This window comes from Streptomyces sodiiphilus, assembly GCF_039529215.1.
GTDB classification, from domain to species: domain Bacteria; phylum Actinomycetota; class Actinomycetes; order Streptomycetales; family Streptomycetaceae; genus Streptomyces; species Streptomyces sodiiphilus.
In genome coordinates this window covers 200449-226907 of sequence record NZ_BAAAMJ010000015.1, presented here as the reverse complement: position 1 = coordinate 226907, position 26459 = coordinate 200449, and the positions used below count along the sequence as shown (strand labels likewise).

Sequence of the window (26459 nt, the reverse complement as noted above, 5' to 3'; positions counted from 1 at the left end):
CCGGTCCGGTCCCGTCAGAGGTCGAACTCCGCCGGCGGGAGGTCGAGCGCGTAGCACACCTCGCGCACGACCTGCTTCTCGTCGTCGTCGAAGTCGCCGTCGGCGCCGCCGATGATGATGCCGATCTGGACCACGGCCCGGGCCTCGGCCGGCTTCTTCTTCACCTTGGCGATCTCCTGCATGAGGCTGACCTTGCCGAAGTCGAAGTCGGCGGCCAGCTTGTCCAGGTAGCCCTCGAACCGCTGCCGCAGATCATCGGCGGGGAAGTTGCCCAGCACCTCGTTGGTCGAGATCAGTGCCGCCACCCGCTGCCGCTCGGCGGGGTCGACCGAGCCGTCGGCCGCCGAGACCAGAGCGCACATGGCCATGCTCGCGTCCCGGAAGGCCCCGCTCTTCAGATCGTTCTTCTTCGCGATCAGCTGGGACTGCATGTTCTGCGTGGAGTCCTTGATGCGGTTCCACAGGGACATGGCTCTCCTCATAGTGCTCGTTGTTCCGTGCGAGCAGTCAACGTCCTTGTACCGGACGTGAGTTCCGGGATGGAGGAGTTGCCGGGGGGCGAGGTCCGGAGAGGGAGGGGACCCGTTCGTCTGCGCGCCTTCCGGAGGATCGTGCGAGAGTGACGCAAGCTGGGAAGGACGGCCATCCACCGGACAGCACCCCCGGAGCCCGACATGCAGGACACCTCCGCACAGTCCGCCGCCCCCGAGCCCGCCCGCCCCCTGCCGCGGAAGGCCGCCCGGCTTGCCGTGAACCGGGCCGCTCTCACGCACAAGGTCCGCTACGCCATCCGCCATCCGGACCGGATCACCCCGTATCTGCGGCGCACCGCCCGGGACGGCTGGCTGCGCCTGAAGCACCGCGGCGACCACGTGGCGTACTACCGTGCCGTGATGGCCGCGGACACCGAGCGGGACCCGCGGGCAGCCGTGGGAAGCCGCAGTCATGACCGCTGGCTGGCCCTGGGGCAGATGCAGTTCGACTATCTGATCGAGCACGGTCTGCGTCCCGAGCACCGGATGCTGGACATCGGCTGCGGCAATCTGCGGGCCGGCTGGCGGTTCATCGAGCATCTGGAGCCGGGGCACTACTACGGCATCGACATCTCCCCCGACATCCTGATCAGCGCGAAGGAGACGCTCACCGCCTACGGGCTGCAGGGCAGGCTGCCGCACCTCACCCTCACCGGTGATCTGAAGCTCGACTTCCTGCCGGCGGGCCACTTCGACGTGGTGCACGCGCACAGCGTCTTCTCGCACTCCCCCGTCGAGGTGATCGACGAGTGTCTGGCCAACGTCGGCCGGGTGCTGGCCCCGGACGGCTTCTTCGATTTCACCTTCGACCGCACCGAGGGCCGGGAGCACCACGTGCTGCGCGAGGATTTCTACTACCGCACCGAGACGCTGGTCACGCTCGCCCGCGGGCACGGGCTGACCGCGCGGTTCATGGAGGACTGGGAGAAGCTCCCGCACGGGCAGTCCAAGCTGCGCGTCACCCGGGAGTAGACGCCGCCGGGCGCGGCGGGCCCGCGCCGCGGCAGAGGGGAGGAACAGTGGGCGAGGGCGCGGTCTTCGACGCGGAGCAGCGGATGGTACCGGCGGATCCCGGGCGTTACCGGGAGCTGGTGGCCGGGCTCGACCGGGAGGTGGCGGAGGCCCGGAAGGCGGGGACGGTGACGGTGGGCCTGCTGCGCCGGGCAGGCGTGGGGCACTTGGTGCTGCGCGAGCTGGCCGAGGCAGAGGAACTGCTGACCGAGGCGCTGCGGCTGTGCGAGGGGGAGGACGCGCCGCGACGGCAGGTGGCCGTGCTGATCAATCTGGGGGACGCCCACCGCTACGGCGGCGATCTCGCCGCCGCGTGGCCGTGCTACCGGCGGGCGCTGTGGCTGGCCCGGGAGCGGTGTCCGGAGGTGACCGACTTCGCCCTGCAGCACATGGGCAAGCACCGGACGGACGCCGGGGACTTCGCCGCCGCGGAGCGGCTGCTGACCGAGGCGCTGTGGCTGCGGCGGGAGAAGGAGGACCCGGAGCTGCTGGCGTCCACCGAACAGGCGCTGGCGTACTGCCGGCGCCGGGCGCGGGAGGCCGGTGCGGCGGACGCCGGCGCGGTGCGGGAGGGTGGGGAGGGCGTCAGGCGAGGGTGAGGAAGAGCTTCTCCAGCTGCTCCTGGCTCATGGGCGGCTTGTTGTGCTGCTGCTCCTCGGTCAGGCACTGACGCATCCCTCCCGCCAGGATCTTGAACCCGGCCCGGTCCAGTGCCTTGGAGACGGCTGCCAGCTGGGTGACGACGTCCTCGCACTCGCGCCCCTCCTCCAGCATGGTGATGACGCCCGACAGCTGGCCCTGGGCTCTGCGCAGCCGGTTCAGCACGGCCGCGGTGGTTTCCTGCTCAACTTTCATGGTGTGCTCCTTGGGTTGCCTCTGGGGCGGTATGTCCGATATCCAGTATACCCCTAGGGGTATATAAGCGGGAGTGCGCACCGGAAGCCGGTGCGCACGGATGGACAGGGAATGGGGCCGGGACGGCGCCCGGACCGGCCGGCAGCAGCCGGCCGGGCGGGCTCAGGCGGTCACGGCGGAGGGGGTGATCTCGGTGACCACGACCGGAAGCCAGCAGTCCTCACCGCACTGGCCCGCGTGCAGCGCGATGATTCTCAGGTCCGGCAGCAGGGCGGCGAGCTGTGTCGCGGCCTGCCGGAGCTGGCGGTGGTGCTCCTCGTCGGCGACCGGGTTCCCGGCGCAGTCCGAGTGCCCGGCCACCACCAGGACCCCGCTGCCGTGCGCCCGCTGGGAGACACGGACCTTGGCCACCAGGGCGGCCAGCCCTTCCTCGCCGAGCGAGCCGATCGCCGAGTCCGGGCCGGGCTCGGTGACGGTGTCGACGTAGTCGACTTCCAGGTGGGACTTCGCCCACTCGCTGAGCGGGGCCTGGATCCGGCCGTCGATACAGGTGAGCATGGTCGCGAAACGGTGCGGCACCTCAGAACACCTCCTGGGTGGGTGACGGCGACCGGGTACCGGAGCCGGAGGACCGGCCGAAGCCACCGGCGGCACTGACCGCCGCGGCGACGTCGGGGTGGACCTGGTTCGCTTCGCGCAGAGACTGCCACACTCCGGCCCTGGTCAGAAGGTCTCTGACAGGACCTCGTACGGTCGCCAGACGCAGCGTGATACCACGGTCACCGAGACGTTCCCGCAGCTCGGCCAGCGCGTGCGCGCCGTCCGCGTCGGCGTCGTTGACGGCGCTCGCGTCGAGCACCAGCGTGTGCAGCTCCGGCCGCTCCTCCACGAGACCGGTCAGCGAGTCCTCGACCTGCTGGGCGCTGGCGAAGTAGAACGGTCCGTCCACCCGGACGACCGCGATGTGCGGGTCGGTCGTGAGCCCGCTGTACCGGGCGACGTTGCGGAACGTGTCGGTCCCGGGCACCCGGCCCAGTTCCGCCTGGTGCGGGCGCGAGGACCGCCACAGGAAGACCGCCAGGCTGAACGCGACTCCGGCGGCCAGTCCGGGTTCCACACCGGCCAGCAGCGTCACCACGAAGGTGATGCCCAGGGCGATGCCGTCCACCCGCCGGGTCCGCCAGGCGCCGGCCGCGCTCTTGACGTCGATCAGTCCGACGACGGCCACCACGATGATCGCGCCGAGCACCGCCTTGGGCAGGTGGTAGAAGGCGGGGGTCAGCAGGAGCGCGGTCAGTGCCACCACCAGGGCGGTGACGACGGTGGCGAACGGGGTCCGGGCGCCGGCCGAGAAGTTCACCGCGCTGCGGGAGAAGCCACCGGCCACCGGGAACGCCGCGAACATGCCGGCCGAGACGTTGGCCGCGCCGACCGCGACGAGTTCGGTGTCGGGGTTCACCTGCTGCTTGGACTTCGCGGCCAGGGCCTTGGCCACCGCGATGCCCTCCATGTACGCGACCAGGGCGATGGCCAGCGCGGCGGGCAGCAGCGCGGTGACGTCCTGGGCGGACAGCGTCGGCAGGGCCGGCATGGGCAGTCCGCTGGGCACATCGGTGAGGATGCTCACCCCCCGGTCGCCGAAGGACAGCATGGCGCTGGCCGCGGTCACACCGGCCACCACCAGCAGCGCGCCCGGCAGCTTCGGCCAGAAACGCTTCAGCAGCACCAGGCCGGCGATGCTCACCACCGAGATCACGACGGTCAGCCCGTGGGCGGTGCCGGCCGCGTGCCAGACCGAGGAGACGATCTCCGGGAAGCCCTCCGCCCGCTCGGCGTCGAGCCCCAGCAGGTCCTTGACCTGGCTGGCCGCGATGATGATCGCCGCCGCCGAGGTGAAGCCGGCCAGCACCGAGTGGGACATGAAGTTCACCACCGCACCCAGCCGCAGCACGCCCATGGCCAGCTGGATCGCACCCACCAGGAGGGCGAGCAGCCCGGCCAGGGCCGCGTAGCGGCCGGGGTCCCCGCCGGCCAGCGGCGCCAGTGCGGCGCTGGTCATCAGCGCAGTGATCGCGACCGGGCCGACCGCCAGCGAGCCGGAGGTGCCGAACATGGCGTAGACCAGCAGCGGCACGACCGCGGCGTAGAGCCCGGTGACCGGCGGCATCCCGGCGAGCGCGGCGTACGCCATGCTCTGCGGGACCAGCATCACCGCGACCGTCAGGCCGGCGATCAGGTCGTGCCTCAGGTACCGGCCGTTGTACTCGGGGAGCCACCCCAGCAGCGGCAGGAACCGGGCTGCCCCGGTCCGCCGCTGCTTGGGGTAGGCCTGAGCGGTGTCGCTCATGCCTTCACTCCCCTCCGGCGCATCCGGGCCAGGGAAGCCTTGACGTCCACGGGCTTGGAGGGCCGGTTGTAGGGCAGCTTGGTCAGCATCATGCCCATCGCGCAGGTGTTGGTGACCGCGGCGAAGGTCAGCCCGGCGCCGACGAATCCGGCGACGAACCGGGCGGCCGGCCACCACAGGGAGGCGACGATGGCCACCAGGATGATGCTGCCCGCGACCAGGCGCACCTGACGCTCCAGCTCCCAGCGCTCCCGGCCGCGGACGACGGGGGCGCCGGCCGAGGACCAGGCGTTCATGCCGCCCGTCATGACCACGGCGTCCTTGATGCCGGCGGCCTCCAGCTTGGACTGGCACTGGCCGGCGCGGTTGCCCGACTGGCAGATCAGCACCATCTTGCCGCCGGCGTCGGCGACGATCTGCTGCAGGTGCGGGTCGACCTGGTCCAGCGGCAGGTTGATGGAGTCGGCGATGTGGGCGCTCTCGTACTCGCCGGGCGTGCGGACGTCCACCAGCAGGACGTCGGGGTTGCTGTCGATCAGGGTGCGGACGGCTGCGACGTCCATGGTCTTGTCAGTCACGGGGTGCTCTCCTGAGAGGTGAGGGGTCCGGTGTGGGGGTCGATGTGACGGCCTCCGTTTCCGGCGGGAGCCGGAGGCCGTGGCCCGTCCGGCTCGGGAGGNCCCCCCCCCCCCCCCGCCCGCCGGGCGGGTCAGGCGTGGGCGGGTGCGGTCAGCACTGCCCAGGCCCCGTAGCCGCCGAGCACGTCGGAGACGTCCTCGAAGCCGTGGTGCCGCAGCACGCTGGCGGCGATGGACGAGCGGTGTCCGCCCGCGCAGTGGACGACCAGCGCGCGGTCCCGGGGCAGTTCACCGACCTGGCCGGGCAGCTCGTTGAGGGCGATGTGCTCCGAGCCCTCGATGAAGCCGGCCTCCCGCTCGCTGCACGAGCGGACGTCGATGACCAGCGGCGGGTTCTCGCCCTGGAGCGCGGTGCGGAGCTGGTCGGCGGTCAGCCGGCTGGCCGGGGCCACCTCGTCGGCCATCTCGCCGAGCGCGGACTCCGGGTCGCGCAGGTAGCCGGTGACCTGGTCGAGACCGATGCGGGCCAGCCGGGTGACGATCTCCTCCTCGCGGTTCTGCGGGGCGATGACCACGATCTCCCGGCCGGGGGAGACGACCGTGCCGGCCTGCTCGGCGAACCGGCCGTCGGCGGGGACGTTGATCGCCCCCCGCAGGTGACCGGTGCCGAAGTCCTGCGGGCTGCGGGCGTCGACCACCACGGCACCGGCGTCGCGACGGGCCAGGAACTCCGCGGCGGACAGCGGGCGCATCCCCGAGGACGGGTCGTACAGCTCGCGCTCCTTGCGGTTCTGGGTGGCGTCGAAGACGAAGTAGGCCGGGGCCGGGGGCTGGCCCGCGGTCACCACCGCGAGGAAGTCCTCCTCGGACATCGGGGCGCAGGCGTAGTTGGTGGCGCGCTGCTCACCGATGGTGGACTGCCGCTGGGTGGAGAGGTTCTTGCCGCAGGCGGAGCCGGCGCCGTGGGCGGGGAAGACGCGCACCTTGTCGGGCAGCGACATCAGCTTGCGCTGGACGCTGTCGTAGAGCATCCGGCCGAGCTCGTCGGCGGTCACGCCGAGGGAGGCCAGCAGGTCCGGTCGGCCGACGTCGCCGATGAACAGCGCGTCTCCGGTCAGCACACCGTAGGCGGTCTCGTCGTCGGCCTTCTCGTAGACCAGCACGCTGATGGACTCGGGGGTGTGGCCCGGGGTCTCCATGATCTCCAGGGTCACGTCGCCGAGGCTGACCCGCTCGCCGTCGGCGAACTTGCGGATCGGGTACTCGGTCTCGGCCTTGCGGCCGTAGCCCATCCAGGCGCCGGTGCGGGCGGCCATCTCCAGGTGGCCGGCGATGAAGTCGGCGTGGAAGTGGGTGTTGATGACGCCGACGATGGTGAAGCCGTGCGCGTCGGCGTCGGCCAGGTACTCGGTCACGTCCCGGCGCGGGTCGACGACGACGGCCTTGCCCGTCTTCTCGTCGGCGATCATGTACGAGGCGTGGGACAGGCAGTCGAGGTAGTACTGGGCGAAGAACACGGAAACCTCCGGATGGGTGGGCCGCACCTCTGTGGTGTGCGGTGGGACGTCGGGGTCGAGGGGCGGCCGGGTCACGGTGCGGTCGCGCGTCCGGGCCTGCCCGGGGAGCGGACGGGCCCGGACGGGCCGCCGCAACGGTCCCGGCCTTTGAGTGCCGTGGGGGTGCGTCCGGACGGCGGCGCCCTCGTCCCGGCAGCCAGGGGCTGCCTCGAACGCCTGGGGATCCACGTCACGATCCATGCCGGATGCTCCTCCTGTTGATACCCCCTGGGGTATCTCTGCCCCGAAGGTAACCCCTTCTCCAGGGGGCTGTCAAATACCCCCCTGGGTATCCCTCTCCAGTGTCCCGGATCCGCCGCGAAACGGCACGGCCGTCGCCTTCCCCGCCCGCCGGGGGATCTTGCAGGATGGCCCGATGGAGTCCACCGAATCCGCACCCCGCCGCATAGCCGACCGCTATGTCGAGACCCTTGCCGACCTCGACCCGATCGTCCGCACCTCCCTGGGCATCCGGCCCGGCACCGACGACCTGCCGGACTACTCGCCCGACGGCTACCGGGCCAAGGCCGATGCCGAACGCGCCACCCTTGCCGAGCTGACCGCCGCGGAAAAGGCCGCCGAGAGGGACGGAGGCTTCCCGGAGAACGAGCGCCGGGCCGCCCGGCTGCTCCGCGAACGCCTGGACTCCTCCCTCGCGCTCGACGCCGCCGGGGAGAACCTCCGCCACGTGAGCAACCTCTTCTCCCCCGTCCAGCTGCTGCGCTCGGTCTTCCTGATGATGCCCGCCGCCACCGGGGAGGACTGGGCGGTCATCGCCAGGCGGCTGCGCAACATGCCGTCGGCGCTCGACGGCTACCGCACCACCCTGGAGACCGGCGCCGCCCGGGGCCTGCCGGCCGCGCCCCGGCAGGCCGCCACGGTCGTGGAGCAGATCGACTCCTGGCTGGCCGCCGACTGGTTCACCGGCTTCGTCTCCGCCGGGCCGGCGGAGCAGCAGGAGGAGCTCAAGGGCGCGGCAGCCATGGCGAGCGAGGCCCTGGCCGGACTCCGCGGCTACCTGGCAGACGGCTATCTGCCGGCCGCCGAGGGCACCCCGGACGCCGTGGGCCGCGACCGCTACGCCCTGCACGCCCGCCGGTGGACCGGGGCCGACCTCGACCTGGAGGACGCCTACGCCTACGGCTGGGAGGAGTACCACCGGCTGGCCGCCGAGATGAGGGCGGCCGCCGGGCAGATCCTGCCCGGGGCCACCCCGCTGGAGGCCATGCGCCACCTCGACGAGCACGGTGAGGCGGTCCATGGAGCCGAGGAGATCAGGGCCTGGCTCCAGCGTCTGATGGACGAGGCGATGGATGCCCTGGACGGCACCCACATCGACCTCGCCGAGCCGCTGCGGACCGTCGAGGCGATGATCGCGCCCCCGGGGAGCGCCGCCGCCCCCTACTACACCCGTCCCTCGCTGGACTTCTCCCGGCCGGGCCGGACCTGGCTGCCCACCCTGGGGGCCACCCGCTTTCCGGTGTGGAACCTGGTCAGCACCTGGTACCACGAGGGCGTGCCGGGCCACCATCTCCAGCTCGCGCAGTGGGTGCACCTCGCCGACCGGCTCTCCCGCTTCCAGGTGAGCGCCGGGTCGGTCAGCGCGACCACGGAGGGGTGGGCGCTGTACTCCGAGCGGCTGATGGACGAGCTGGGCTTCCTCACCGACCCCGGACACCGGATGGGCTATCTGGACGCCCAGATGATGCGGGCGATCCGCGTGATCATCGACATCGGCATGCACCTGGGGCTGCGGATCCCGGAGGGGGAGGCCTTCCATCCGGGCGAGGTGTGGACCCCCGGGCTGGCCCGGGAGTTCTTCGCCGCCCACAGCGGACGTGAGCCCGCCTTCATCGACTCCGAGATCGTGCGCTACCTCGGCATGCCGGGCCAGGCGATCAGCTACAAGCTCGGGGAGCGGGCCTGGCTGAAGGGCCGGGAGGCCGCCCGGGCGGCCCGCGGCGCGGGCTTCGACCTCAAGGCCTGGCATATGGCGGCGCTGTCCATGGGCTCCCTGGGGCTCGACGACCTCGCCGACGAACTCGCCCGGCTTCCCTGAGGCGGGCGGGCCACGGGCCCGGACGCGGCGGCCGCATCCGCGCCGGCCGCCGCGTCCGGGCCCGCCGCCCGGGACTCACGGTCAGAACCGCCGGACGCGCTCGGGCCCCTGCCGCCCGGCCCTTCTCCGCCGGAACCAGCGCCACGCCGCGTAGGCCACGGCCAGAACTCTCGGATTCATGTGCACCTCCGGGTCGGTTGTCTCCGCCGGCCCCCGAGTGTCATGAAAGGGGCCTTCTGACACCTCCTGGCGCCCGTCAATCCGTAGCGGCCCTCTGCGACAGGTGGCCGCGGGAATGACTGACGGGCCGTCAGAACCACGGCCACGGTACGTCCGGCACCTCGTGCAGCCATGTCCCGCAGGCCGGCGTCTGTTCCAGGCCGTCGGCCCGGCCACCCGCGCCGTCCCCGTCCGGCAGGACGGCGAACGTCATGTCGGCCGGCATACCGGGACCCGACGCGGCGGGCGGCCGGTGCCCCCGAACGGCCCGGGGGCTGCCTCACCTGCTCCGGCCCGGTGCTCCATGGCGCTCCTCCCCGAGGCCGCGGCGGACGGGGGCGTCCCACCGGCCGACGGCAACGACACTGTGTCGCCGCGCCGGGACTACGGGCAACAGAAGAGCGCAAAGACCCCTCGAAAGTGTTCATGCGGGTGTTCTGCGCGAAGCCGTGCTAACCGGGGAAGGAGGGGGTACCCGCCCGCCATGGAGAAACTGCTGAGCATCTATCTCAACGACCACCTGGCCGGATCGACCAGCGGCATCGAACTGGCGCGCAGGCTCGCCCGGCAGCAAGCCGAGTCGCGGCTGGGCGAGCCGCTGGGCGCCGTCGCGAAGGAGATCGCGGAAGACCGGGACGACCTGCTGGAGATGATGCACGCGCTGGACATCACCCCGCGCCGCGCCAAGGTCTACGCGGGGTGGGCCGCGGAGAAGGCGGGGCGTCTGAAGCTCAACGGACGGGTGATGAACCGCTCCCCGCTCAGCTTCGTGCTCGAACTGGAGACGCTGATGCTGGGAGTGGAGGGCAAGCAGGCGCTGTGGCGGACGCTGCGCACGCTGGCGGAGCACGAGCCGCGCCTGGACGACGAGCGGCTGGCCCGGCTGGAGGAGCGCGCGCAGCGGCAGCACGACGCTCTGGAGGAACTGCGCAGCCGCAGCGCGGGGCGCATCCTCACCACGCACTGAGCCGGTGCCGGGAGCGGCACAGGCGGACGGCCCGTCCCCGGCCGGTGCCGGGGACGGGCCGTCCGCCTGCGGAAAGGAGCGCGTCGTCAGAACCGCTCGTCGCTGCCGCGGTCGCGGTCCCGGAGTGAGTCGCCGACCCCCTTGGCCTTGCCCTTGGCGTCGTCGAAGGTTTCCTTCGTGTCGCCCTTGGCCTGGTCGGTCCTGCCCTCGGTCTCCTTGCGCTTGTCACCGGTGAGCTTGCCGGCCATCTCCTTGGCCTTGCCCTTGATCTTGTCGGTGGTGCCGCGATCACCGCTGTTGTGCTCGGTCATCGTCGTCTCCTCTCTCCCGTGGGCCCCGTTGGTGTCGCGGGTACCCCGGTTTCGCGGGACGAATCGGGCACGGCCGGGTATTCTGCCCGCTCAGTGCCGACCGCGCACCTCCAGCCCGTCCAGCAGCCGCCGGGTGGCTTCCGTCACCGCCTCGACCGCCTCGTCGAAGACGGCCCGGTTGTGAGCGGCCGGGGCCCGGAATCCGGACACCTTCCGGACGTACTGCAGTGCGGCGGCCGTGATGTCGTCCTCGGTGACGTCGGGGGTCGCGGGCGCCCGCAGCGTCTTGATGCTTCTGCACATGACTCCAGTGTGCCGCGCCCCCGCGGGCCCCGGAGGGCTTTCCGGGCGGAGCCGCCGGCCGCCCGGGACCCGCGGAACGCGCGGTCAGCCCACCTCGGCCGCGACCTGCGAGGCGGTCAGCGAGCCCGACGCCCGCCCCTCCCGGGCGAAGGCGTTGGCCGGCCCTCCGGTGGCGGGGGTGGTGTGCCGGGAGCGGTCACCAGTGCACGACCACCTTGTCGCCCTCGCGGACCTCGTCGAAGAGCTTGGCGAGCGCCGGTTCGTCACGGACGTTGACGCACCCGTAGGACCCGCCGTTGTAGCCGTTGGCGGCGAAGTTCTCCGAGAAGTGCACGGCCTGGCCGCCGTCGAAGAACATCGCGTACGGCATCGGGGAGTCGTACAGCGTGGAGTGGTGGTGGCGGGACTTCCAGTAGACGGTGAACTGGCCCTCGCGGGTGGGGTACTCCTCCGTGCCGAACCGGACGTCCATGGTGCTGCGGACCTTGCCGTCCACCACCCAGGACAGGGTGTTCGTCGACTTGGAGATGCACAGTGCCCGGCCGGTCATGCAGCGTTCGTCCAGCCCGGCGGGCGTGGCGGTCGGTACCTCGGGCACCTCGATCGGCGGGAACATGTCGTCCCTGGACGGCTTGGCCGTCTGCGAGACCAGTTTGTCCCAGGTGGGCTCGTAGACCGTGCCGGAGACCTCCAGGCCGGCCGCCCGCTGGTAGGCCGACACCGCCGAGGCGGTCACCTCGCCGTAGTAGCCGGTGGGGTTGTCGTCGAAGTGTCCCAGCTGCCCCAGGCGGGCCTGGAGTTCACGGACCTTGTCGGAGTTCTCGCCGTACCCCATGACGAGCTTCTTCGGGTACATCTCGTCCCGGGTGGGCTCGGTGGTCTCGGCGGTCAGGGCGGCCCAGGTGCTCTCGTAGACGGTGCCGGAGACCTCCAGGTCGCCGGCCTCCTGGTACTGCGACACGGCGCCGACCGTCACGTCGCCGTAGTAGCCGGTGGGCTCGCCGGCGAAGTGGTCCACCTGCTTGAGACGGGCCTGGAGTTCGCGGACCTGCTCGGAGTTGTCGCCGAATTCGAGGACGATCTCCTCCTCCGGCTCGGTCTCCTCGGGTTCGGGGGAGCTCTCCGCGCTGGCGGGTTCCGGCGAGGGGGCAGCGCTGCGCTCGGCCGCGGAGGGGTCGTCAGCCCCCTGTGAGCCGCAGCCGGTCATCAGCACGGCAGCGGCGGCGAATCCCGCGAGGGATCTGCGGAACAACGCGGAGCGCATCGGTGGTACCCCCAGAGGTCGGTGTCATCCACTGATAAGGATGGTCCACGACTCGCGATAGTTGCCCGCAGAAGCTAACGAATGGGCCACGACTGCCCCAAGATCACCGGAGGTTGGGGTGTATGTGCCGCCATGGGGCTTTCGCTCCCACTCTCTCGCGGGACGGCGCGTCGGAGTGCACAGGGGCGTGAAACGGCAGAAAGGGGGCGTTCGTTGCGGAAAGGGGGGAGCTCCCCTCCATGAGCGCCTTGTCCGGGCCCCGCTCAGGGGGACGGTCCGACGGGTCAGCCGCGCAGAGCGAGAACGCTGTCGACCGGGTCCGCCTCGGCGGGCGTCTTGTCCTCGCGGTAGCGGAGCACCCGGGCGAAGCGGAGTGTGACCCCCGCCGGGTAACGGGTCGAGCGCTGCACGCCGTCGAAGGCGACCTCCACCACGAGCTCGGGGCGGACCCGCACGCCCCACGGCTCCTCGTCGACCGCCAGTTCCCGCAGCCGCCCGGTCTGCCAGGCGAGCATCGCGTCCGTCATGCCCTTGAAGGTCTTGCCGAGCATGACGAAGCCGCCGTCCGGCCCGCGGGCGCCCAGGTGCAGATTGGAGAGCTTCCCGGCCCGCCGGCCGTGTCCCCATTCGGCGGCCAGCACCACCAGATCCAGGGTGTGCACCGGCTTCACCTTCAGCCAGGACGCGCCGCGCCGCCCCGCGCCGTAGGGCGCGTCCAGCGCTTTGACCAGGACTCCTTCGTGTCCGCGCGCCAGGACCTCGGCGGCGAACTCCTCGGCCGCGTGGCGGGAGGCGGTATCCGCGGGGTCCTCCACCACCAGCCTGCGCACCCGCCGGGGTGCGGGTGCCACCCGGGCCAGTTCGGCGTGCCGCCGGTGGACGGGAAGATCCAGCAGATCGCGGCCGTCGACCGCCAGCAGGTCGAAGAAGACGGGCGAGAGCGGCGCGGTCGCCTGCGCGCCGGCGACATCGAGCCGTGAACCGACCCGGGCGGAGGTCTCCTGGAAGGGCCGGGGCCGGCCGTCGGCGTCCAGTGCGATGACCTCTCCGTCCAGCACCGCCCGGTCCGCCGTGAGTTCCCGGGCCGCCCGGACCACTTCCGGCAGCCGGCCGGTGATCTCGTCCAGGGTGCGGGTCCACACCCGCACCCGCTGTCCGTCCCGGTGCACCTGAACCCGGATGCCGTCCAGTTTCTCCTCGACGGCGCACGGCCCCAGCCGGTCCAGCGCCTCGCCCAGGCTCTTCGCGCTCTGCGCGAGCATCGGCTGCACCGGCCGGCCCACCTCGAGACGGAAGTCCGCCAGGGCCTCCGGTCCGCGGGCCAGCAGCGCCTCGGCGACAGCGCCCGGTGAGCCGCCCAGCATCACGGCCCGGCGCACCTCGCCGGGGTCCGCCTCCACCGCCGCCGCCAGTCCTTCGACGGCGAGCGCGTCGAGCGCCCCCTGCCGCAGCTCCCCGCCGATCAGCCGGACCAGGAAGTCCTGCTCCTCCTCGGTGGCGGTGCCCAGCAGTTCCTCCAGCAGTTCGCCGCGCGCGGTGCCCGATCCCCTGCCGGAGAGCGCGGCGATGCGGTCCAGGGCCCGGTGCACGTCCAGGACGGTCAGCCGGGGTGCGGCGGTGGGCGCGGGGCGCCGGCTCAGCGCCCGCCATCCGATCCCGGTCCGGCGCTGCGGCAGCCGGCCGGCCAGATAGGTGATCACCACCGGCGCCTCGTCGGGCCCGGTGGCACGGAACAGCCGGGCGAGTGCGGCCACCTTCCGCGAGCGGGCGGTGGTGGCGGCGATCTCCCGGGAGGTCTGCGCGATCTCGGCCAGCAGCATGCTTCTCATCCTTGCCCGGCCGGCCCCGCCCACGCGTTCCGGCACGCGCCCGGCGTGGTGCCTTCGTGGACGGTGAGACCCGGCAAGGCCGGTCCGCGGCCTTGCCGGGCGGGAGCGGCTGCGCCACTCTGGACCGGCGACGGCGCCCCGCGCGGCCCTGCCGGGCGGACCCAGCCCGGCAGAGTTTGTCATGTTCGGGGCAATCGCAGTTCTCGTCCGGGCACCACCGCGAATGAGGAGACCCCTTCATGACGCTCAGCAGAACGGTCCGCCGCAGATCCGGCACCGCCGTGGCGGCACTGATCGCCGCCCTCTGCCTCGGGGCAGGCGCGCCCCTGGCGGCCACCGCCGCCGAACAGTCCGAACGCCTCGGCACCATCAGCGGCGCGAACGCCCCGGGGGCTGTCGCCGGCAGCTATCTCGTCCTTCTGCACGACACCGACGCCCAGGCCGTGGCCGCCCAGGAGACACGGCTCGCCGCCCGCTACGGCGTGCGGGTCACCGAACGCTGGGACAGCGCCCTGGGCGGTTACGCGATCGAGGCCACCGAGCGGCAGGCCCGCCGGATCGCCGCCGACCCCGCCGTCCGCCTGGTCGAGCAGGACGCCGTTGTCCGGCTGGCCACCGAGACCCAGTACGACCCGCCCTCCTGGGGACTGGACCGCATCGACCAGCCCGACCTGCCCCTGGACGGCAAGTACACCTACCCCGCACACGCCGCCCGGGGCGTCTCGGTGTACGTGATCGACACCGGAATCCGTTACAGCCACCAGGACTTCGGCGGCCGGGCCGTCCCCGGCCACGACGCCTTCGGCGGTGACGGATCCGACGGCAACGGCCACGGCACCCATGTGGCGGGCATCATCGGCGGCACCCAGCACGGAGTCGCCAAGAAGGCGCGCGTCGTCTCGGTGAAGGTCCTCAACGCCAACGGCTCCGGCACCATCTCCGGCGTCATCGGAGGAGTCGACTGGGTCACCGCCAACGCCGCCCGTCCCGCGGTCGCGAACATGAGCATCGGCGGGGGTGCCAGCGCGGCCCTGGACACCGCCGTGCGCAACTCCATCAGCGCCGGCATCACCTACACCGTCGCCTCCGGCAGCAGCGCCGCGTCCGCGGCCAACTACTCCCCGGCCCGGGTCGCCGAAGCCATCACCGTCGCGCCCACCGCGAGCAACGACAGCGTCCCGCCCTCCGCGAACTACGGATCGGCCGTGAACATCTACGCGCCGGGAGTCCGCATCACCTCGCTGTGGCACACCTCCGACCAGGCCACCAGCACCCTCTCCGGCAGCTCCCTGGCCGCACCGCACGCGGCGGGCGTGGCCGCGCTCCACCTCGGCGGCAACCCCACGGCCACACCGGCCCAGGTGGCGGCTGCCCTGTACAGCTCGGCGGCGGTGAACAAGCTCACCGGTGTCCCCGCCAACACCCCCAACAGGCTCCTCCAGCTCACCGGATCCTGACCCCGGCCGCACGGCCTCGACCCGCCCGCGCTCCGGGATGCCGGAACGCGGGCGGGGAGAACCCGCCGCTCACTCCACCGGCAACAGCGAACCCAGCGGACCCAGGTCCAGATTCAGATCCTCCGGCCGCAGCCCGAAGTGCTCGCGCAGTTCGGTCATCCGCTCCTCCAGCAGCATCAGCGTCGTCCCGATCCGCTCCACCTGGTCATCGGACAGCTCGCCGTCGTCCACCCGGCGCAGCGCCTGACGTTCGAGCAACTGACGCAGCAGCTCCACCACGGTGAGCACCAGCGCCACCAGATCCCGTCCCACGCTGTCGGGATCGACGTCGAGCCGGCCGGCCGCCGTCACAACGGCCCTCCGTCCGCCCAGGGAGCCGGGACCCGGTCGTTGACCGAGGCCAGCAGCGCGTGCAGCGACAGCCGCACCAGCGGCACCTCCGCGATGGCGATCACCACATCGCCGCTGATCACCACACCGGTGGCCAGCACCCGGTCCAGCAGATCCACCAGCGGCATACCGATCGGCCCGTAGGGGCCTTCCTCGCCCTGCCACGGCACCGGCTCAGTCGTGACCATCGGCCGCACCTCCCTCCGCGAACGAGTACGGCACCCACGGGCCCGTCAGCTCGACCCGCACCCCGTCGCCGAAGCCCGGCTCCCGCCCCAGCGCCTCGACCCGCTCCCGCAGCTCCCGCTCCCGCCCGGCTTCCACGAGATACGCGGCGTTCAGGACCTGGCGCCGGTGCTTCCCGGTCACCTCGGGACCGTGCAGCCGCAGGCGGCGCGCGGCCACCGCCACGCCGCGCAGACCGGCGTCCACGCGGTCCGCGATCCGCAGTGCGGCCTCCTCCCGGTTCTCCCGCGCCTGCCGCCGCCCGCGGACCCGGTCCAGATACGCGCGGCCGGAGGCCGGCTTCTCTCCCGGGGGCGGGCCCCCGGTCCGGGAAGTGGTGCCGGCACCGGCGTCGTCGCCGTTGCCGACGTGCACCTTCACCCCCCACTCGACGTGGCCCTCGATGCGGTCCAGGGCCGTCACGAAGCGGTGGGCGTCGTCGATCACGGCCTGCCGGGCCCGGCCCTCGTCGAGGTAGAGCGTCGCCATCGGCAGCGGAACCACGGCCGCCGAGCGGGCCACCGCCGCCACCACCTCGTGGTGCGCCCTGGCACACAGTTCCAGTTCCTCCCGGTCGGAAAGCCGGTCGTGCAGCGCTGCCTCGGTGAACTCCCCGGCGGGCACCTCCTGTACGACGGCGGAGAGTGCCCCGGCGGGCAGCAGCCGGACCGAGCCGCCGCCCGGCTGGCCCGGCACCCCGGCGAGATCCGGAGCCGCCCGCCTGGGGCAGACGGCGAAGACGTACACCGCGGTGGTGGTGTCCACCGCCGCGCGGGACGCGGAGGACGTAGTCGTCATGCCGACCGGGACTCCTTCCTGCGGCCGGGCCGCCGGGGCTGTTCGGGGGACTCGATACCGGTGGCCTGCTCCAGTGCGGTGAGCCGTTCGCGCAACTGCCGGTTCTCCTCCGCCAGCGCGTTGTCGGCGGCCCGGCTGGACAGCGCCGGCTCGGCCTCCCACCAGTCGATGCCGGCCTTCCGCGCGGTCTCGACCGAGGAGATGAACAGCCTGATCCGGACGGTCAGCAGCTCGATGTCCAGCAGGTCGACCTTGATGTCGCCCGCGATGACGATGCCCTTGTCGAGGACGCGTTCCAGGATGTCGGCGAGGTTGGCCGGACGCGGTACGTAGGTCTCCGGCGGTTCGCAGACATCCAGTTCCCGAGCGGTGCGCGTCACCTCTTCTCCTCCCCCTCGTCGTCCTCTTCCTCGTCCCAGTCCTCGTCCTCGTCCTCGTCCTCGTCCCAGTCCTCCTCGTCGCCGTCGTCCTCTTCCTCTTCCTCTTCCTCTTCCTCGTCGTCCTCGTCCTCGTCACCCTCCTCTTCGGGCTCCTCCTCTTCTTCTCCGTCCTCGCCCTCTTCCTCGCCCTCTTCCTCGCCTTCGTCGTCGCCTTCCTCTTCCTCTTCCTCTTCCTCCGGGCCTTCCTCTTCCTCTTCCTCGTCCCCCTCCGCGCCTTCCTCTTCCTCGCCTTCTTCGCCTTCGCCTTCCTCCTCCTGCTTCTGCCGTTCCTCTTCCTCCATGGCCTCTTCGTGGGTACGGACGACCTCACCGTCGCGGATCTCCCCGCGCCAGCCCTCCGGCCCTTCGTCGGACACGAGGGTCACGTAGCGCTGGAAGTGCTTCATGTCCAGCCGCAGCCGGCGCCCCACGGCACGCCACAGGTTGGCCGTCTTCTCGAAGAAGCCGGACGGGTAGTACTCGACCACCACGACGATGCGGGTCAGGGACGGCGTGAGCTCGTGGAACGTGACCACGCCCCGGGTGCTGCCCTTCGCGCCTTCGGAGGTCCATTCGATGCGGTCGTCCGGGATCTGCTCCTGAACGGTCGCCTTCCAGCTTCGATTGGAGAAGGCGACCTTGAGCTTCCAGTCGCTCTCGACGTCGTCGTTCATCGTGACGCTCTGGGCGCCCTTGGTGAAGTCGCTGAACTCCTGGTACTGCGTCCAGTAGTCGTAGACGGTGCGGAGCGGCATGCCGATGTCGAGGACTTCGACGATATTGGTGACCTTGATGCTGCCGCTCTTTCCGCTCTTCCCGCCCTTCCCGCCCTTTCCTCCGCCGTTGCCTCCTTCCTCGCCGTCCCCGCCGCCCCCGCCGAAGGCCTGCTTCACCTTGCCCACTGTCTTGTCCTTCACGGTCTTCGCACCGGCTCCTGCCAGTGCCTTTCCGGGGGACTCGCCCTTGAGGATGTCGGCGCCTGCTTTCGGTAGCGCACCGGCCCCTTCCGCCGACTCGCTGAGCTTGCCGGCGAAATCGGTGATCTTCCCGCCGGCCGCTTCGACCAGCTTCTGGGCCTGGTTGCCCAGGAGATCCTTGAACTCGGAGCGCAGCCGGTCCATGCTCTCGGAGAGCTCGCTCGAACCGCCGCCCTGATCGTTCTTCGCCATGACGTGCTACCTCCGGCGCTGGGAGCTCGATGCCGACTTCCTGGCCGTCGACTTCTTGGTGGCCGACTTCTTGCTGGTGGACTTCCTGGTTGTAGCCCTCTGCGCGGGTGCCTTCTTCGCGGCGGTCTTCTTGGCCGGTGCCTTCTTCGCGGTGCTCTTTCTGGACGGTGCCTTCCTCGCCGTCCGCTTCCGCGGCTCGTCCGCGGGCTCCTTCTTCGCGGCGGTCTTCTTCCCGGCCCGCTTCCCGGCCTCTTCCTTCTTGGCGGACTTGGCCGGGGCTGCCTTCCTGCCGGTGGACTTCCGCGCCGGGCGGGACTTCTCGCCAGGCTTCTCCTTCGGCCTGCTCCGCTCCTTGGACGGTTTCCCGGCCTTCTCCGCCCGTGCCCGCGGTTCCCGCTTCCTCGCCCTGGGCGGCTCGGGTTCTTCCTCCTCGCCCTCCTCCGCCGCGGCCTCCCGGTCCGGCTCCTCCTCCCCTTCCGGCTCCTCTTCCTCCTCGTCCCCCTCTTCTTCCTCCTCGCCTTCCTCCTCCTCGGGCTCCTCCTCTTCTTCTTCCTGCTCGTCCTCCGGGCCTTCGCCTTCCTCTTCCTCGCCCTTCTCCTCGTCCTCCTCGGCGCGGCCGGAGGCGGTCCGGTTGAAGGCCTGGAGGGAGTCGGCGAGGGTGTCGAGACGGCGGTTGGCCGCAGCGGACACGGCCTTGCGGCCGGCCTCCATGAGTTCCCCGCTCACCTGCTCGGTGAGCTGGGAGAACTGCGGACTCTCCTGGATGCGCCGCATGCCCTCGCCGGCCAGTGCCTGGGGGCTGAGGCCGAACCGGCGGCCGGCGATGTAGGTGGCGATGGCCACTGCGAGCTTTGCCTTCTTCGTACGTCCGAGCAGATAGCCGCCCGCGATTCCTGCCGCGAGTGCGGTTTTCATTGTCTCGTCCATCAATATTCTCCCGTCATTCGGTTGCGGGCCGGGCCCGTCGGTGCGGAGCTCTCTGCCGCCTTTCGAGCAGGTCGAGCAGTTTCTCTTCTTCGCTTTCGAATTCCGCCGTGCCGATCTCGCCGTTCTCCAGCTCCTGGTTGAGCTGTGCGAGTCGTGCGAGGACGGGTGAGGGGTCGCGCAGCTGGTCCTCGGCCGCGTCGGCGATGCGGTCGGCGATCCAGGCCACCCCGCGCACCGGGGCGAGGGGCAGCAGCACGATCTCGGAAAGCAGCCCCATGTCAGGACGGTCCGGCGGCTGCCCGCAGCGGGGGCTGCCCGTTCCGCGAGGGGTCGGGCACGAAGCTGAAGCAGGGCAGCGGGCCGGTGATCCGCATCTCGGCATGGGCGCCGTGCTCGCCGGCGCAGCGCTCGGCGTCCGCCCGGAATCCGGCCACGGCGTCCCGGGGGACCAGGAACGAGGTGTTGAGGACGCACCCGGTGACCTCCGGACCCGCCGCCGTGGCCGTCGACCTCGGGGTCAGGCGGCGCACCGCCTCGGCGGCGGCCACGGCTGCCCGGCGGTGCAGACCGGTCGCGATCGCCTCGCCGAGCCGCAGGCTCGCCTCGTATCCCGGCCGGCGGCGGGACGCCTCGTGCAGCAGCCGGATCTGCGGGTCCTCCCGCACCAGATCGGCGAGGGAGTCCTCGGCCGGGAAGACCTTGAGGTTCATCTCCAGCTGTCCGTCGAGGCGTTCCAGTGCCTCCAGGTGCTGTTCCTCCTCCTCGGACAGGCGGCGCACCACGGTCTCCTCGTCGGGGGAGACCATGCCGAAGCGCATCGGCAGTACGGGGCCGTCCTCAGCGAGCGCGAGCAGCGTCTCCTGGTGGGCCATCAGGTCCCGGCGTCTGGCCCGAAGTCCCGCCGGGGCGGAACTGACCACGGCGGAGAGCCGTCCTGCGGGCAGCGGCCGCAGGGGGGCCGGGGGAGAGCCGACTCCGGACCGTCCGGCGGGGAGTTCCTGGCCGGCCCTGATGACGCCGTAGACGTAGACGGTGGCGTCCGTCATCGGTCAGTCCTCCTCGCCGCGACGGCTGCGGGATCCGCTGCGCGACTTCTTGCCGGTGCTGCGGCGGCGGGGGGCCGTCTCCTTCTCCTCGTCCTCCTCCTCGTCGTCCGCGTCCATTCCGGGAATCGCCGACTTGACCTTGTCCCCGGCGGACTGGGCGGCCTTCTTGGCACCCTTCTTTCCGGCCGTTTTCATCGCGCCGCCGCCACCGAAGAGTTCGGGGACCGTCCGGCTGCGGGAGTCCTCCTCCAGGTTCAGCCGGTTGCATGCCTCGGCGAACCGCAGATAGGTGTCGACGCTGGCGATCACGATGCGGATATCGATCTTCAGGATCTCGATGCCTACCAGGGAGACCCGGAGAAAGACATCGATGACCATGCCTCGGTCGAGAATGATCTCGATGACGTCGTAGAGCGTGCCGGCCCGCGGTACGCAGGCGATGTCGTCGGTGTACGTGGTGGTGGTGCTCATCGAGGATTCTCCTCTGGTGGCGGCGGAATACCGGGTCCCTCAGTCGTCGGCCGAGCCGCGTCGGTAGCGGCGCACTCTGCGGTACTGCAGGAGCTTTCCGTCCGGGTCGAGTTCGACCTCGTAGGTGGCGAGCAGACTGGTGGTGTCCGGGATGCGCGGCACCTCCAGCACGTCCACGCTGACGCGCCAGCCGTTCTCGTCCCGCTGCACGGCGGAGACCCCTTCCACCTGGTGGCCGGTGAGCCCTTCGAGACGGCGCCCGGCGCGGCGCGCGGCCCCGGCCGGACCCCGCACCGGGGAGGACCGGGAGGACGACCCGGACCGTTTTCCCGTTCCGCGCGCACCGCGAGCGCGCTGTTCACGTTGGTCTGCCATGGAGAACAGTCTGGGCACGTGGCATTTCCGGCCGCCCGGGATGATGGGCTGTCCGGGGCACTCCGGAAAATCCCGTGGCACTCGGGCGACCAGGGGTTTTGTTCCGCGTCTGCGGGAGATCGCGCGTGCGGAGGCGAAGTGTGCCGGGGTGTTGCACGATGGAGGAGTGGCGGTGCAAGCCCGTGCGGCCGTGAGAGCCACCCGGGCGGCCCGCCGTGAACGGAGCCGTAACGGCATTTTCCGGCGAGAGCTTCCAGGAGGCAGCACTCATGGCGGAGCAGAATTCTTCGAACGGGCAGCGCGGCAGCACCACGATCGCGGACATCGTCGTCGCAAAGACGGCGGGCATCACCGCGCGACAGGTTCCCGGAGTGCACGATCTGGGGTCGGGCCCCGCGCGGCGCATCGGTGCCGTCAAGGAACGCTTCACGAGCGGCGACGGGCCCTCCGGCCCGACCCGCGGGGTGTCCGTGGAAGTGGGGGAGAAGCAGACGGCCATCGACCTGGTGGTCGAGGTGGACTACGGGGAGCGGGTGCACAAGGTCGCCGACGAGGTACGGCAGGAGGTCATCTCCGCGGTGGAGGGGATCACCGGTCTGGAGGTCGTCGACGTGAACATCACCGTGGACGACGTCTACATGGAGGGCGAGGAGAGCGAGCAGGAGAGCGAGAAGGAACCCGCTCTGCGCTGACCGTCCGGCAGCCACTTCCCAACGCTCCACGCGGTCGCTGGGGCGCCGAGCAGTACTGGCTGCAGCCGCGGGTCGGCGCGGTGCTCGACCGCGCCGTCGCGCAGTGGCGGCAGGAAGGGCCCCGGTACGCCGCCGCGGTGGCCGACGACAACCTCGCCGCCTATGCGCTGGTGAAGGCCGCACGCTCCCAGGAGGCGGAACCGTTCCTGCGCGGCACCCAGGGCCTGGTCACCGCCTGACCCTGGGAATGTGAGGGGAACCCGGTGGAGCACTTCGCCTTCCGGTACAAGCAGCTCGGGCGCTGACTCGCCCTCAGGGGCAGGGGCCGGTGTACTTCAGCGGGAGGCCCGGCACGGTCAGCTTCTGCCCCACCCGCAGCTCGGTGCTCTCCAGGCCGTTGACCTCGATCAGTTCCTCCACCGTCGTCAGGTGTCGGCAGGCCAGGCCGAAGAGCGTGTCCCCGGACTCCACCGTGACGGAGTACCCGGGCGGGACCGCGGGCTGATCGCCGGCTCCCGGAAGGCGGATGCCGGCCAGCGGCACGCAGTCGCCGCCCAGAGGGAGCCGCCCCGGCCCGCACTCCTCGACCGGGGACACCTCGGGAAGGACGTCGGCGGGGAGCCGCTCCGGCGGTGCCGGACGCTCCGCCGCTCCTTCCGTGCCCCCTTCGGCGGCCTCCCCGCCGGGCGCGGGGAGCACCTGCCGTCCGGCCACCGGAGGTTCCGGCCGGTCGTCCGTCCCGTAATAGCTCCACAGGAACACCGCGCCGATCAGCAGGAGCACCGCGATCCAGCCCGCCTGGACCGGGTGCCGGGGCTCCTTCCCGCCGTGCTCCTTCCCGCCGGGCCGCGTCCCGCTCCGTTCCGGTGCGCCGGGCGCCCGCGCGGGCCGGTCCGTCCCGGCCGTCGGCAGGTCCAGCCGGACCCCGCACAGTGCCAGCCGGAAGCGCAGGTCGGGCACCACCGACGGATCCTCCACCGCGGCCACCGCGAGCCGGACGGCCTCGGCGGAGTCCTCGTCGAACGTGACCAGCCCGCACGGCCCCGTCCAGGACACCTTCCATCCGGCCCGGCCCGCCGCGACCAGTCCCTGTCCGACCAGCATCCGGACCGCGACCCGCGTCCGCCGCGCTCCGAGATCCCCCCACTGCGGTTCGCCCCAGCCCGTGGTCCGCAGCGCCGACGACAGCTCCCTGCCGCGCCCGTCCTCCAGCAGACCGAGCACACCGTCCAGCGTCGGAGCCGAGCCGCCCAGGGCGGCCGCCGTCCCGCCCAGCTCCTCGACGGCCCGCTCCACCTGCAGTGCCGCGGCGTCGTCCAGCCAGTCGCTCCAGGGCACCCGCTCCCGCCCGGCCGGGGCCGGACCAGCAGCAGTCCAGCCGGACAGCCGGCGGTGGACGCTCTCCGGCAGCCGCTGGGCAGGGCCCATCAGGACGGACGCCGGTGCGCTGTCGCGCCGCACGGGCGCACCGTCCGCGGCCCGGCGCTCCAGCGCGGCCAGCCGCCGGCCGAGCGGAGGATGCGAGTCCAGCAGGGACGCCCGCCGGCCGGGCAGGCCCCGCTCCAGGCGGTCCAGCAGTTTTCCGTACTCCGGATCGGTGACCATGGCGCCGAACGCCCGCAGCGGATCGTCGGGAAGCCGGCCGGACTCGGCCATCGGCACCAGGAACCGGACCCGGAAGTCCTCCCAGGCGAGCCCGGTGAGCTGCGCCGTGGTGAGCGCCGACGCCGTGGCCTCGCGGCCGGCGACCGCCGCCGCGGTGGCGTCCGCCTCCAGCTCCTGGCGCCGCCGCACCGCCAGCGACACCACGTCGTACAGCCGCGCGTACGTGCGCAGCGTGAACCGCTGCACTCCCGAGTACATCGCCACCAGCGCGTTGCCCGACCCGGCCTCCGCGATGCCGTCCACCACCCGGTGCAAGGTGACCGACCCGCGGTAGACCGTCGCCCCGAACCGGGTGTGCCGGCGGCTGTAGTGCCCCAGCTCGTGGCACAGCACCGCCCGCATCTCGTCCGCCCGCAGCGCCGCCAGCAGCGGCACCCCGATGTACAGCCGGCGCCGCGCCACCCGCAGCCCGGCCCGGACGTCCTCGCTGACCGCGGCGTTGGCCTCCATGGTCAGCCGGATCTCCGTCGGGGCCGGGGTGCCGACCCGCCCGGCCAGGGCGGTCACCGTCTCCCACAGCTCCGGGGCCTGCTCCCGGCCGACCGGCACCGAGCCGGGCTCCGGCAGCGGACGGCCCGAACCCGCCAGCAGGCCCCGCACGATGGCGAGTGCCGCCGGTGCCCCGAAGGCCACGAAGAACAGCGGCACCGGGGAGGGCACCCGGACACCGCCGTCCAGGTACAGGGCGATCACCAGCAGGCTCACGGTGGCGTACCCCAGCACCAGCAGCCAGGACACCAGGTGGAAGCCGGTCACCAGCACCAGCGCGAGCAGTGACCGCAGCGCCGGCATCACGGCCGGTGCTCCCGTTCCGCGTCCCCGTCCGGTGCCGCCCGTTCCTGGCCGCGCGGGCCGGTCTCCGCCCGGCCCGCCGAGGCCAGTACGGCGTCCCGCAGCCGGTCGCGCAGGTCCGGCCGTGCGGCGATCCGGCCGCGCAGCCACAGCTCCGTCCGGGCCACAGCGCCGTCCGGCCCGTCGGCGGGCGGTGCCGCTCCGGCCCCGGCCAGGGGCAGCGGGCGCGCCTGCGGCGGCCGGCTCACCAGTCCGTCCCGGTCGCGGTGTGGCGTGTCCCGCCCGGTGCGGCGGCCGGTTTCCCGCTCGTGCTCCACCACGTCCAGCACCTTCTCCAGTTTCCGGCGGGCCTTGAACAGGCCGGCGGCGACCCCGCCGCGGGTCAGCCCCAGTTCCCGCGCGACGGCCTCCTGGCTCATGCCCTCCAGGGAGTGGAGGACGAGCACGGTGCGCTGCCGCGGGGGCAGCGCGGCCAGGGCGTCCAGCACGGCCCGCGCCTCGATGCTCCGGTCGGCCCCGGCCACGGACAGCTGCGGCAGATCCTCCAGGTCGGTGGGGCGCGTCCGGGCGGCCCGCCGGGAGACCGAGGACAGCCGCTGACGGACCACCCGGTGGACCCACCCCTCCGGGGAGTCGTATCCCCGCAGCCGCTCCCACCGGCGCAACGCCTCGGTGTAGGCCTCCTGCACGGCGTCCTCGGCGTCCTGGCGGTGCCCGGACAGGAGGATCGCCCGGGCCAGCATGCCGGGGAAGGACCGCTGGAAGAACGCGTCGAAGTCGGTGGGCGGCCCGCTGCCGGGGCTGTCCGCGTCCACCGCGTCCACCGGGCTCGTACCCGTGGGGCCTGTCTCCGCGACCGGTTCGGCGTTCATGGCGTTCCCCCCTCGCTTCGCGCTCCGCTGCGCAGGGCCAGCCGGGAGTGCGTCCCCCGCTGTTCCACGATGACATCGGCATGCCCGGAACGCAGCACTTCGGACACAATGCTCCGGCGTTCCCGGGACATCAGCCAGAAGAGCAGGATCTGGAACGCTCCGACGAGCCCGATGGTCACCGCAGCGGTGATCACTGATTCCCGCATCCGGACACCCCCTTCTTCGGTGAGTTCGCATGCCGATAACAGCCCTGGACCCCCTCGGATGTTTACCCGGCTGTTTGCCCGGCCGCATCCGGTGCGTTCCCGGCCGTCGCCGTAACCCGCCCCCTCGCGCCGGGTGTTGGTCCGGTTGCCCGGCCGAGGGAGCAGGCCAAGTCGGATAAAGTGACCGCCCATCAGCGGTGAAAAAGAGAGCAGTGGGCCCATGAGCGACGGAACGTACCCCGGAATCGACCTGACCCAGCCGAGCATCGCCCGGGCCTACGACTACATGCTCGGAGGAAAGAACAACTACGCGGTCGACCGGGCGGTGGTGGACCACATTCTGGCGAACCTGCCCGGCTCCCAGTCCCTGGCCGTGGAGAACCGCAAGGCCCTGGTGCGTGCCGTCCGCGAGATGACGGTCGGCCGGGGCATGCGCCAGTTCCTGGACATCGGCAGCGGCCTTCCCACGGCCGACAACGTGCACCAGGTCGCCCAGAGCCACGTCCCCGGGACCCGGGTGGCCTACGTCGACAACGACCCCGTGGTGCTCGCCCACGGCCGTGCCCTGCTGGAGGAGAACGACCGCACCGCCGTCATCCGGGCCGACCTGCGAAACCCCCAGGAGATACGCGAGCACCCGCAGGTCACCGACCTGATCGACTTCCAGCAGCCGGTCGGCATCGTGCTGTGCGCGATCCTGCACCACCTCAACGACGAGGAAGACCCGGCCGCCGTGGTCCGTTACTGGATCGACGCGGTTCCCTCCGGCAGCTGCTTCTTCCTCACCCACTTCCGCACCCGGCACACCCCCGAGACCGAGGAGATCGAGCGCATCGCGCAGGAGAACTTCGGCCGGGGCCGCTGGCGCGACGACGACGAGATCCGCGCCCTCTTCGACGGCCTGGAGATCCTGGAACCCGGTATCCTGCCCGCGGCCGAGTGGCGGTCGGGGCCCCGCGCGAGCGACGAGCTGACCGTGTGGGAGCAGATGATCGTGGCGGGTCTCGCCGTCAAGCCGTGATCCGCCAGGACCACCCGTCCGGCCCGCCGGACGGCCCTCCCGCCCCGCACCCGAAGGGCGGGTCCCGCCGCTCGGGCTCCCGTGCCCTCCTGCCGGGCGCCG

Annotated in this window: 32 protein-coding genes; 8 read left to right on the top strand and 24 right to left on the bottom strand. The window is 72.0% G+C overall.

Annotated features, from left to right (window positions below):
* Nucleotides 1–14 precede the first annotated feature (14 nt).
* Complete coding sequence (locus tag ABD299_RS09590; protein ID WP_344260404.1) at nt 15–470, bottom strand: tellurite resistance TerB family protein; 456 nt, start codon at nt 468–470, stop codon at nt 15–17.
* Nucleotides 471–674: 204 nt separating this feature from the next.
* Between ABD299_RS09590 and ABD299_RS09585 the strand changes: the two genes are divergently transcribed.
* Both ABD299_RS09585 and ABD299_RS09580 read left to right on the top strand, forming a co-directional pair.
* Complete coding sequence (locus ABD299_RS09585; RefSeq protein ID WP_344260402.1) at nt 675–1505, top strand: class I SAM-dependent methyltransferase; 831 nt, start codon at nt 675–677, stop codon at nt 1503–1505.
* A gap of 47 nt (nt 1506–1552) precedes the next feature.
* Entirely contained in the window at nt 1553–2143 is a 591-nt protein-coding gene (locus tag ABD299_RS09580; protein WP_344260399.1) for a tetratricopeptide repeat protein, read from the top strand.
* On the opposite strand, the gene ABD299_RS09575 is transcribed toward ABD299_RS09580, so the two are convergent.
* The 5 genes from ABD299_RS09575 to ABD299_RS09555 all read right to left on the bottom strand — a co-directional run bounded on the left by ABD299_RS09575 (nt 2130) and on the right by ABD299_RS09555 (nt 6841).
* Nucleotides 2130–2399, bottom strand: coding sequence for a metal-sensitive transcriptional regulator (locus ABD299_RS09575; RefSeq protein WP_344260397.1), 270 nt, complete (start codon nt 2397–2399; stop codon nt 2130–2132). The genes ABD299_RS09580 and ABD299_RS09575 overlap by 14 nt on opposite strands.
* Nucleotides 2400–2561: 162 nt before the next feature.
* On the bottom strand, nt 2562–2978 hold the full coding sequence (locus ABD299_RS09570) for a carbonic anhydrase (RefSeq protein WP_344260395.1): 417 nt from the start codon (nt 2976–2978) through the stop codon (nt 2562–2564).
* Nucleotide 2979: 1 nt separating this feature from the next.
* Nucleotides 2980–4746 (bottom strand): SulP family inorganic anion transporter, encoded by a 1767-nt coding sequence (locus ABD299_RS09565; RefSeq protein WP_344260393.1) that lies wholly within the window; start codon nt 4744–4746, stop codon nt 2980–2982.
* Nucleotides 4743–5324 (bottom strand): rhodanese-like domain-containing protein, encoded by a 582-nt coding sequence (locus ABD299_RS09560; protein WP_344260391.1) that lies wholly within the window; start codon nt 5322–5324, stop codon nt 4743–4745. Before ABD299_RS09560 ends, ABD299_RS09565 begins: the two co-directional genes overlap by 4 nt.
* A gap of 131 nt (nt 5325–5455) precedes the next feature.
* A complete protein-coding gene (locus ABD299_RS09555; RefSeq protein ID WP_344260458.1) occupies nt 5456–6841 on the bottom strand; it encodes an MBL fold metallo-hydrolase in 1386 nt (461 codons plus the stop codon).
* A 415-nt stretch (nt 6842–7256) separates the two neighbouring features.
* On the opposite strand from ABD299_RS09555, the gene ABD299_RS09550 reads away from it, so the two are divergent.
* Nucleotides 7257–8939 (top strand): DUF885 domain-containing protein, encoded by a 1683-nt coding sequence (locus tag ABD299_RS09550; RefSeq protein ID WP_344260389.1) that lies wholly within the window; start codon nt 7257–7259, stop codon nt 8937–8939.
* Nucleotides 8940–9249: 310 nt separating this feature from the next.
* On the opposite strand, the gene ABD299_RS09545 is transcribed toward ABD299_RS09550, so the two are convergent.
* Nucleotides 9250–9372, bottom strand: a complete 123-nt coding sequence (locus tag ABD299_RS09545) for a hypothetical protein (RefSeq protein ID WP_344260387.1) — start codon at nt 9370–9372, stop codon at nt 9250–9252.
* 270 nt (nt 9373–9642) lie between these two features.
* On the opposite strand from ABD299_RS09545, the gene ABD299_RS09540 reads away from it, so the two are divergent.
* Nucleotides 9643–10125: a hypothetical protein gene (locus ABD299_RS09540; RefSeq protein ID WP_344260385.1), complete on the top strand. Its 483-nt coding sequence runs from the start codon at nt 9643–9645 to the stop codon at nt 10123–10125.
* Between the two features lie 86 nt (nt 10126–10211).
* Here the strand turns inward: ABD299_RS09540 and ABD299_RS09535 are convergent, their stop codons facing one another.
* From ABD299_RS09535 to ABD299_RS09520, 4 genes are all read right to left on the bottom strand, one after another.
* A complete protein-coding gene (locus tag ABD299_RS09535; protein ID WP_344260383.1) occupies nt 10212–10436 on the bottom strand; it encodes a CsbD family protein in 225 nt (74 codons plus the stop codon).
* A gap of 90 nt (nt 10437–10526) precedes the next feature.
* On the bottom strand, nt 10527–10739 hold the full coding sequence (locus tag ABD299_RS09530; RefSeq protein WP_344260381.1) for a DUF2277 domain-containing protein: 213 nt from the start codon (nt 10737–10739) through the stop codon (nt 10527–10529).
* 196 nt (nt 10740–10935) lie between these two features.
* Nucleotides 10936–12003 (bottom strand): L,D-transpeptidase family protein, encoded by a 1068-nt coding sequence (locus ABD299_RS09525; RefSeq protein WP_344260379.1) that lies wholly within the window; start codon nt 12001–12003, stop codon nt 10936–10938.
* A 284-nt stretch (nt 12004–12287) separates the two neighbouring features.
* On the bottom strand, nt 12288–13823 hold the full coding sequence (locus ABD299_RS09520; protein WP_344260377.1) for an ATP-dependent DNA ligase: 1536 nt from the start codon (nt 13821–13823) through the stop codon (nt 12288–12290).
* 248 nt (nt 13824–14071) lie between these two features.
* Here ABD299_RS09520 and ABD299_RS09515 point away from each other — a divergent pair, with 248 nt between their 5' ends.
* The gene (locus ABD299_RS09515; RefSeq protein WP_344260375.1) at nt 14072–15289 is read left to right on the top strand and encodes a S8 family peptidase; all 1218 of its coding nucleotides are present in this window, start codon (nt 14072–14074) and stop codon (nt 15287–15289) included.
* A 69-nt stretch (nt 15290–15358) separates the two neighbouring features.
* Here ABD299_RS09515 and ABD299_RS09510 read toward each other — a convergent pair whose 3' ends face one another.
* From ABD299_RS09510 to gvpO, 10 genes are read right to left on the bottom strand one after another with little or no spacing between them, the layout of a single operon-like run.
* On the bottom strand, nt 15359–15640 hold the full coding sequence (locus ABD299_RS09510) for a gas vesicle protein K (protein WP_344260373.1): 282 nt from the start codon (nt 15638–15640) through the stop codon (nt 15359–15361).
* On the bottom strand, nt 15637–15867 hold the full coding sequence (locus tag ABD299_RS09505; RefSeq protein ID WP_344260371.1) for a gas vesicle protein: 231 nt from the start codon (nt 15865–15867) through the stop codon (nt 15637–15639). The genes ABD299_RS09510 and ABD299_RS09505 overlap by 4 nt, the downstream gene beginning before the upstream one ends.
* Nucleotides 15854–16702: a GvpL/GvpF family gas vesicle protein gene (locus ABD299_RS09500; RefSeq protein ID WP_344260369.1), complete on the bottom strand. Its 849-nt coding sequence runs from the start codon at nt 16700–16702 to the stop codon at nt 15854–15856. The genes ABD299_RS09505 and ABD299_RS09500 overlap by 14 nt, the downstream gene beginning before the upstream one ends.
* Nucleotides 16699–17082 carry a gas vesicle protein gene (locus tag ABD299_RS09495; protein ID WP_425581291.1) on the bottom strand — a complete coding sequence of 128 codons (384 nt, stop codon included), beginning with the start codon at nt 17080–17082 and terminating at the stop codon, nt 16699–16701. Before ABD299_RS09495 ends, ABD299_RS09500 begins: the two co-directional genes overlap by 4 nt.
* Nucleotides 17079–18290 carry an SRPBCC family protein gene (locus ABD299_RS09490; protein ID WP_344260367.1) on the bottom strand — a complete coding sequence of 404 codons (1212 nt, stop codon included), beginning with the start codon at nt 18288–18290 and terminating at the stop codon, nt 17079–17081. Before ABD299_RS09490 ends, ABD299_RS09495 begins: the two co-directional genes overlap by 4 nt.
* A 6-nt stretch (nt 18291–18296) precedes the next feature.
* Nucleotides 18297–19205, bottom strand: coding sequence for a histone protein (locus tag ABD299_RS09485; protein ID WP_344260365.1), 909 nt, complete (start codon nt 19203–19205; stop codon nt 18297–18299).
* Between the two features lie 25 nt (nt 19206–19230).
* Complete coding sequence (locus ABD299_RS09480; RefSeq protein WP_344260363.1) at nt 19231–19494, bottom strand: gas vesicle protein GvpG; 264 nt, start codon at nt 19492–19494, stop codon at nt 19231–19233.
* Between the two features lies 1 nt (nt 19495).
* On the bottom strand, nt 19496–20263 hold the full coding sequence (locus ABD299_RS09475; RefSeq protein WP_344260361.1) for a GvpL/GvpF family gas vesicle protein: 768 nt from the start codon (nt 20261–20263) through the stop codon (nt 19496–19498).
* A gap of 3 nt (nt 20264–20266) precedes the next feature.
* The gene (gvpJ, locus tag ABD299_RS09470; protein ID WP_344260359.1) at nt 20267–20734 is read right to left on the bottom strand and encodes a gas vesicle protein GvpJ; all 468 of its coding nucleotides are present in this window, start codon (nt 20732–20734) and stop codon (nt 20267–20269) included.
* Between the two features lie 39 nt (nt 20735–20773).
* Complete coding sequence (gene gvpO / locus ABD299_RS09465) at nt 20774–21109, bottom strand: gas vesicle protein GvpO (protein WP_344260357.1); 336 nt, start codon at nt 21107–21109, stop codon at nt 20774–20776.
* 269 nt (nt 21110–21378) lie between these two features.
* On the opposite strand from gvpO, the gene ABD299_RS09460 reads away from it, so the two are divergent.
* Together ABD299_RS09460 and ABD299_RS09455 are read left to right on the top strand one after the other, a co-directional pair.
* Nucleotides 21379–21801, top strand: a complete 423-nt coding sequence (locus ABD299_RS09460; protein ID WP_344260355.1) for an Asp23/Gls24 family envelope stress response protein — start codon at nt 21379–21381, stop codon at nt 21799–21801.
* Nucleotides 21802–21881: 80 nt separating this feature from the next.
* Nucleotides 21882–22040 (top strand): hypothetical protein, encoded by a 159-nt coding sequence (locus ABD299_RS09455; RefSeq protein WP_344260353.1) that lies wholly within the window; start codon nt 21882–21884, stop codon nt 22038–22040.
* Between the two features lie 73 nt (nt 22041–22113).
* Here ABD299_RS09455 and ABD299_RS09450 read toward each other — a convergent pair whose 3' ends face one another.
* Genes ABD299_RS09450 through ABD299_RS09440 form a run of 3 tightly spaced genes read right to left on the bottom strand, consistent with a single transcriptional unit; the run spans nt 22114 to nt 25336 of the window.
* Entirely contained in the window at nt 22114–24258 is a 2145-nt protein-coding gene (locus ABD299_RS09450) for a M48 family metalloprotease (protein WP_344260456.1), read from the bottom strand.
* Nucleotides 24258–25130 carry an RNA polymerase sigma factor gene (locus tag ABD299_RS09445; protein WP_344260351.1) on the bottom strand — a complete coding sequence of 291 codons (873 nt, stop codon included), beginning with the start codon at nt 25128–25130 and terminating at the stop codon, nt 24258–24260. The genes ABD299_RS09450 and ABD299_RS09445 overlap by 1 nt, the downstream gene beginning before the upstream one ends.
* Nucleotides 25127–25336 (bottom strand): hypothetical protein, encoded by a 210-nt coding sequence (locus ABD299_RS09440; protein WP_344260349.1) that lies wholly within the window; start codon nt 25334–25336, stop codon nt 25127–25129. The genes ABD299_RS09445 and ABD299_RS09440 overlap by 4 nt, the downstream gene beginning before the upstream one ends.
* Before the next feature lie 220 nt (nt 25337–25556).
* On the opposite strand from ABD299_RS09440, the gene ABD299_RS09435 reads away from it, so the two are divergent.
* Nucleotides 25557–26357 carry an SAM-dependent methyltransferase gene (locus ABD299_RS09435; protein WP_344260347.1) on the top strand — a complete coding sequence of 267 codons (801 nt, stop codon included), beginning with the start codon at nt 25557–25559 and terminating at the stop codon, nt 26355–26357.
* Nucleotides 26358–26459 lie beyond the last annotated feature (102 nt).

Coding starts and splice junctions, on each gene's coding strand:
- ABD299_RS09590 (WP_344260404.1), bottom strand. CDS start 470: ATGTCCCTGTGGAACCGCATCAAGGACTCCACGCAGAACATGCAGTCC.
- ABD299_RS09585 (WP_344260402.1), top strand. CDS start 675: ATGCAGGACACCTCCGCACAGTCCGCCGCCCCCGAGCCCGCCCGCCCC.
- ABD299_RS09575 (WP_344260397.1), bottom strand. CDS start 2,399: ATGAAAGTTGAGCAGGAAACCACCGCGGCCGTGCTGAACCGGCTGCGC.
- ABD299_RS09565 (WP_344260393.1), bottom strand. CDS start 4,746: ATGAGCGACACCGCTCAGGCCTACCCCAAGCAGCGGCGGACCGGGGCA.
- ABD299_RS09550 (WP_344260389.1), top strand. CDS start 7,257: ATGGAGTCCACCGAATCCGCACCCCGCCGCATAGCCGACCGCTATGTC.
- ABD299_RS09545 (WP_344260387.1), bottom strand. CDS start 9,372: ATGACGTTCGCCGTCCTGCCGGACGGGGACGGCGCGGGTGGCCGGGCC.
- ABD299_RS09540 (WP_344260385.1), top strand. CDS start 9,643: ATGGAGAAACTGCTGAGCATCTATCTCAACGACCACCTGGCCGGATCG.
- ABD299_RS09535 (WP_344260383.1), bottom strand. CDS start 10,436: ATGACCGAGCACAACAGCGGTGATCGCGGCACCACCGACAAGATCAAG.
- ABD299_RS09530 (WP_344260381.1), bottom strand. CDS start 10,739: ATGTGCAGAAGCATCAAGACGCTGCGGGCGCCCGCGACCCCCGACGTC.
- ABD299_RS09525 (WP_344260379.1), bottom strand. CDS start 12,003: ATGCGCTCCGCGTTGTTCCGCAGATCCCTCGCGGGATTCGCCGCCGCT.
- ABD299_RS09520 (WP_344260377.1), bottom strand. CDS start 13,823: ATGCTGCTGGCCGAGATCGCGCAGACCTCCCGGGAGATCGCCGCCACC.
- ABD299_RS09515 (WP_344260375.1), top strand. CDS start 14,072: ATGACGCTCAGCAGAACGGTCCGCCGCAGATCCGGCACCGCCGTGGCG.
- ABD299_RS09505 (WP_344260371.1), bottom strand. CDS start 15,867: ATGGTCACGACTGAGCCGGTGCCGTGGCAGGGCGAGGAAGGCCCCTAC.
- ABD299_RS09500 (WP_344260369.1), bottom strand. CDS start 16,702: ATGACGACTACGTCCTCCGCGTCCCGCGCGGCGGTGGACACCACCACC.
- ABD299_RS09490 (WP_344260367.1), bottom strand. CDS start 18,290: ATGGCGAAGAACGATCAGGGCGGCGGTTCGAGCGAGCTCTCCGAGAGC.
- ABD299_RS09485 (WP_344260365.1), bottom strand. CDS start 19,205: ATGAAAACCGCACTCGCGGCAGGAATCGCGGGCGGCTATCTGCTCGGA.
- ABD299_RS09480 (WP_344260363.1), bottom strand. CDS start 19,494: ATGGGGCTGCTTTCCGAGATCGTGCTGCTGCCCCTCGCCCCGGTGCGC.
- ABD299_RS09475 (WP_344260361.1), bottom strand. CDS start 20,263: ATGACGGACGCCACCGTCTACGTCTACGGCGTCATCAGGGCCGGCCAG.
- gvpJ (WP_344260359.1), bottom strand. CDS start 20,734: ATGAGCACCACCACCACGTACACCGACGACATCGCCTGCGTACCGCGG.
- gvpO (WP_344260357.1), bottom strand. CDS start 21,109: ATGGCAGACCAACGTGAACAGCGCGCTCGCGGTGCGCGCGGAACGGGA.
- ABD299_RS09460 (WP_344260355.1), top strand. CDS start 21,379: ATGGCGGAGCAGAATTCTTCGAACGGGCAGCGCGGCAGCACCACGATC.
- ABD299_RS09450 (WP_344260456.1), bottom strand. CDS start 24,258: ATGCCGGCGCTGCGGTCACTGCTCGCGCTGGTGCTGGTGACCGGCTTC.
- ABD299_RS09445 (WP_344260351.1), bottom strand. CDS start 25,130: ATGAACGCCGAACCGGTCGCGGAGACAGGCCCCACGGGTACGAGCCCG.
- ABD299_RS09440 (WP_344260349.1), bottom strand. CDS start 25,336: ATGCGGGAATCAGTGATCACCGCTGCGGTGACCATCGGGCTCGTCGGA.
- ABD299_RS09435 (WP_344260347.1), top strand. CDS start 25,557: ATGAGCGACGGAACGTACCCCGGAATCGACCTGACCCAGCCGAGCATC.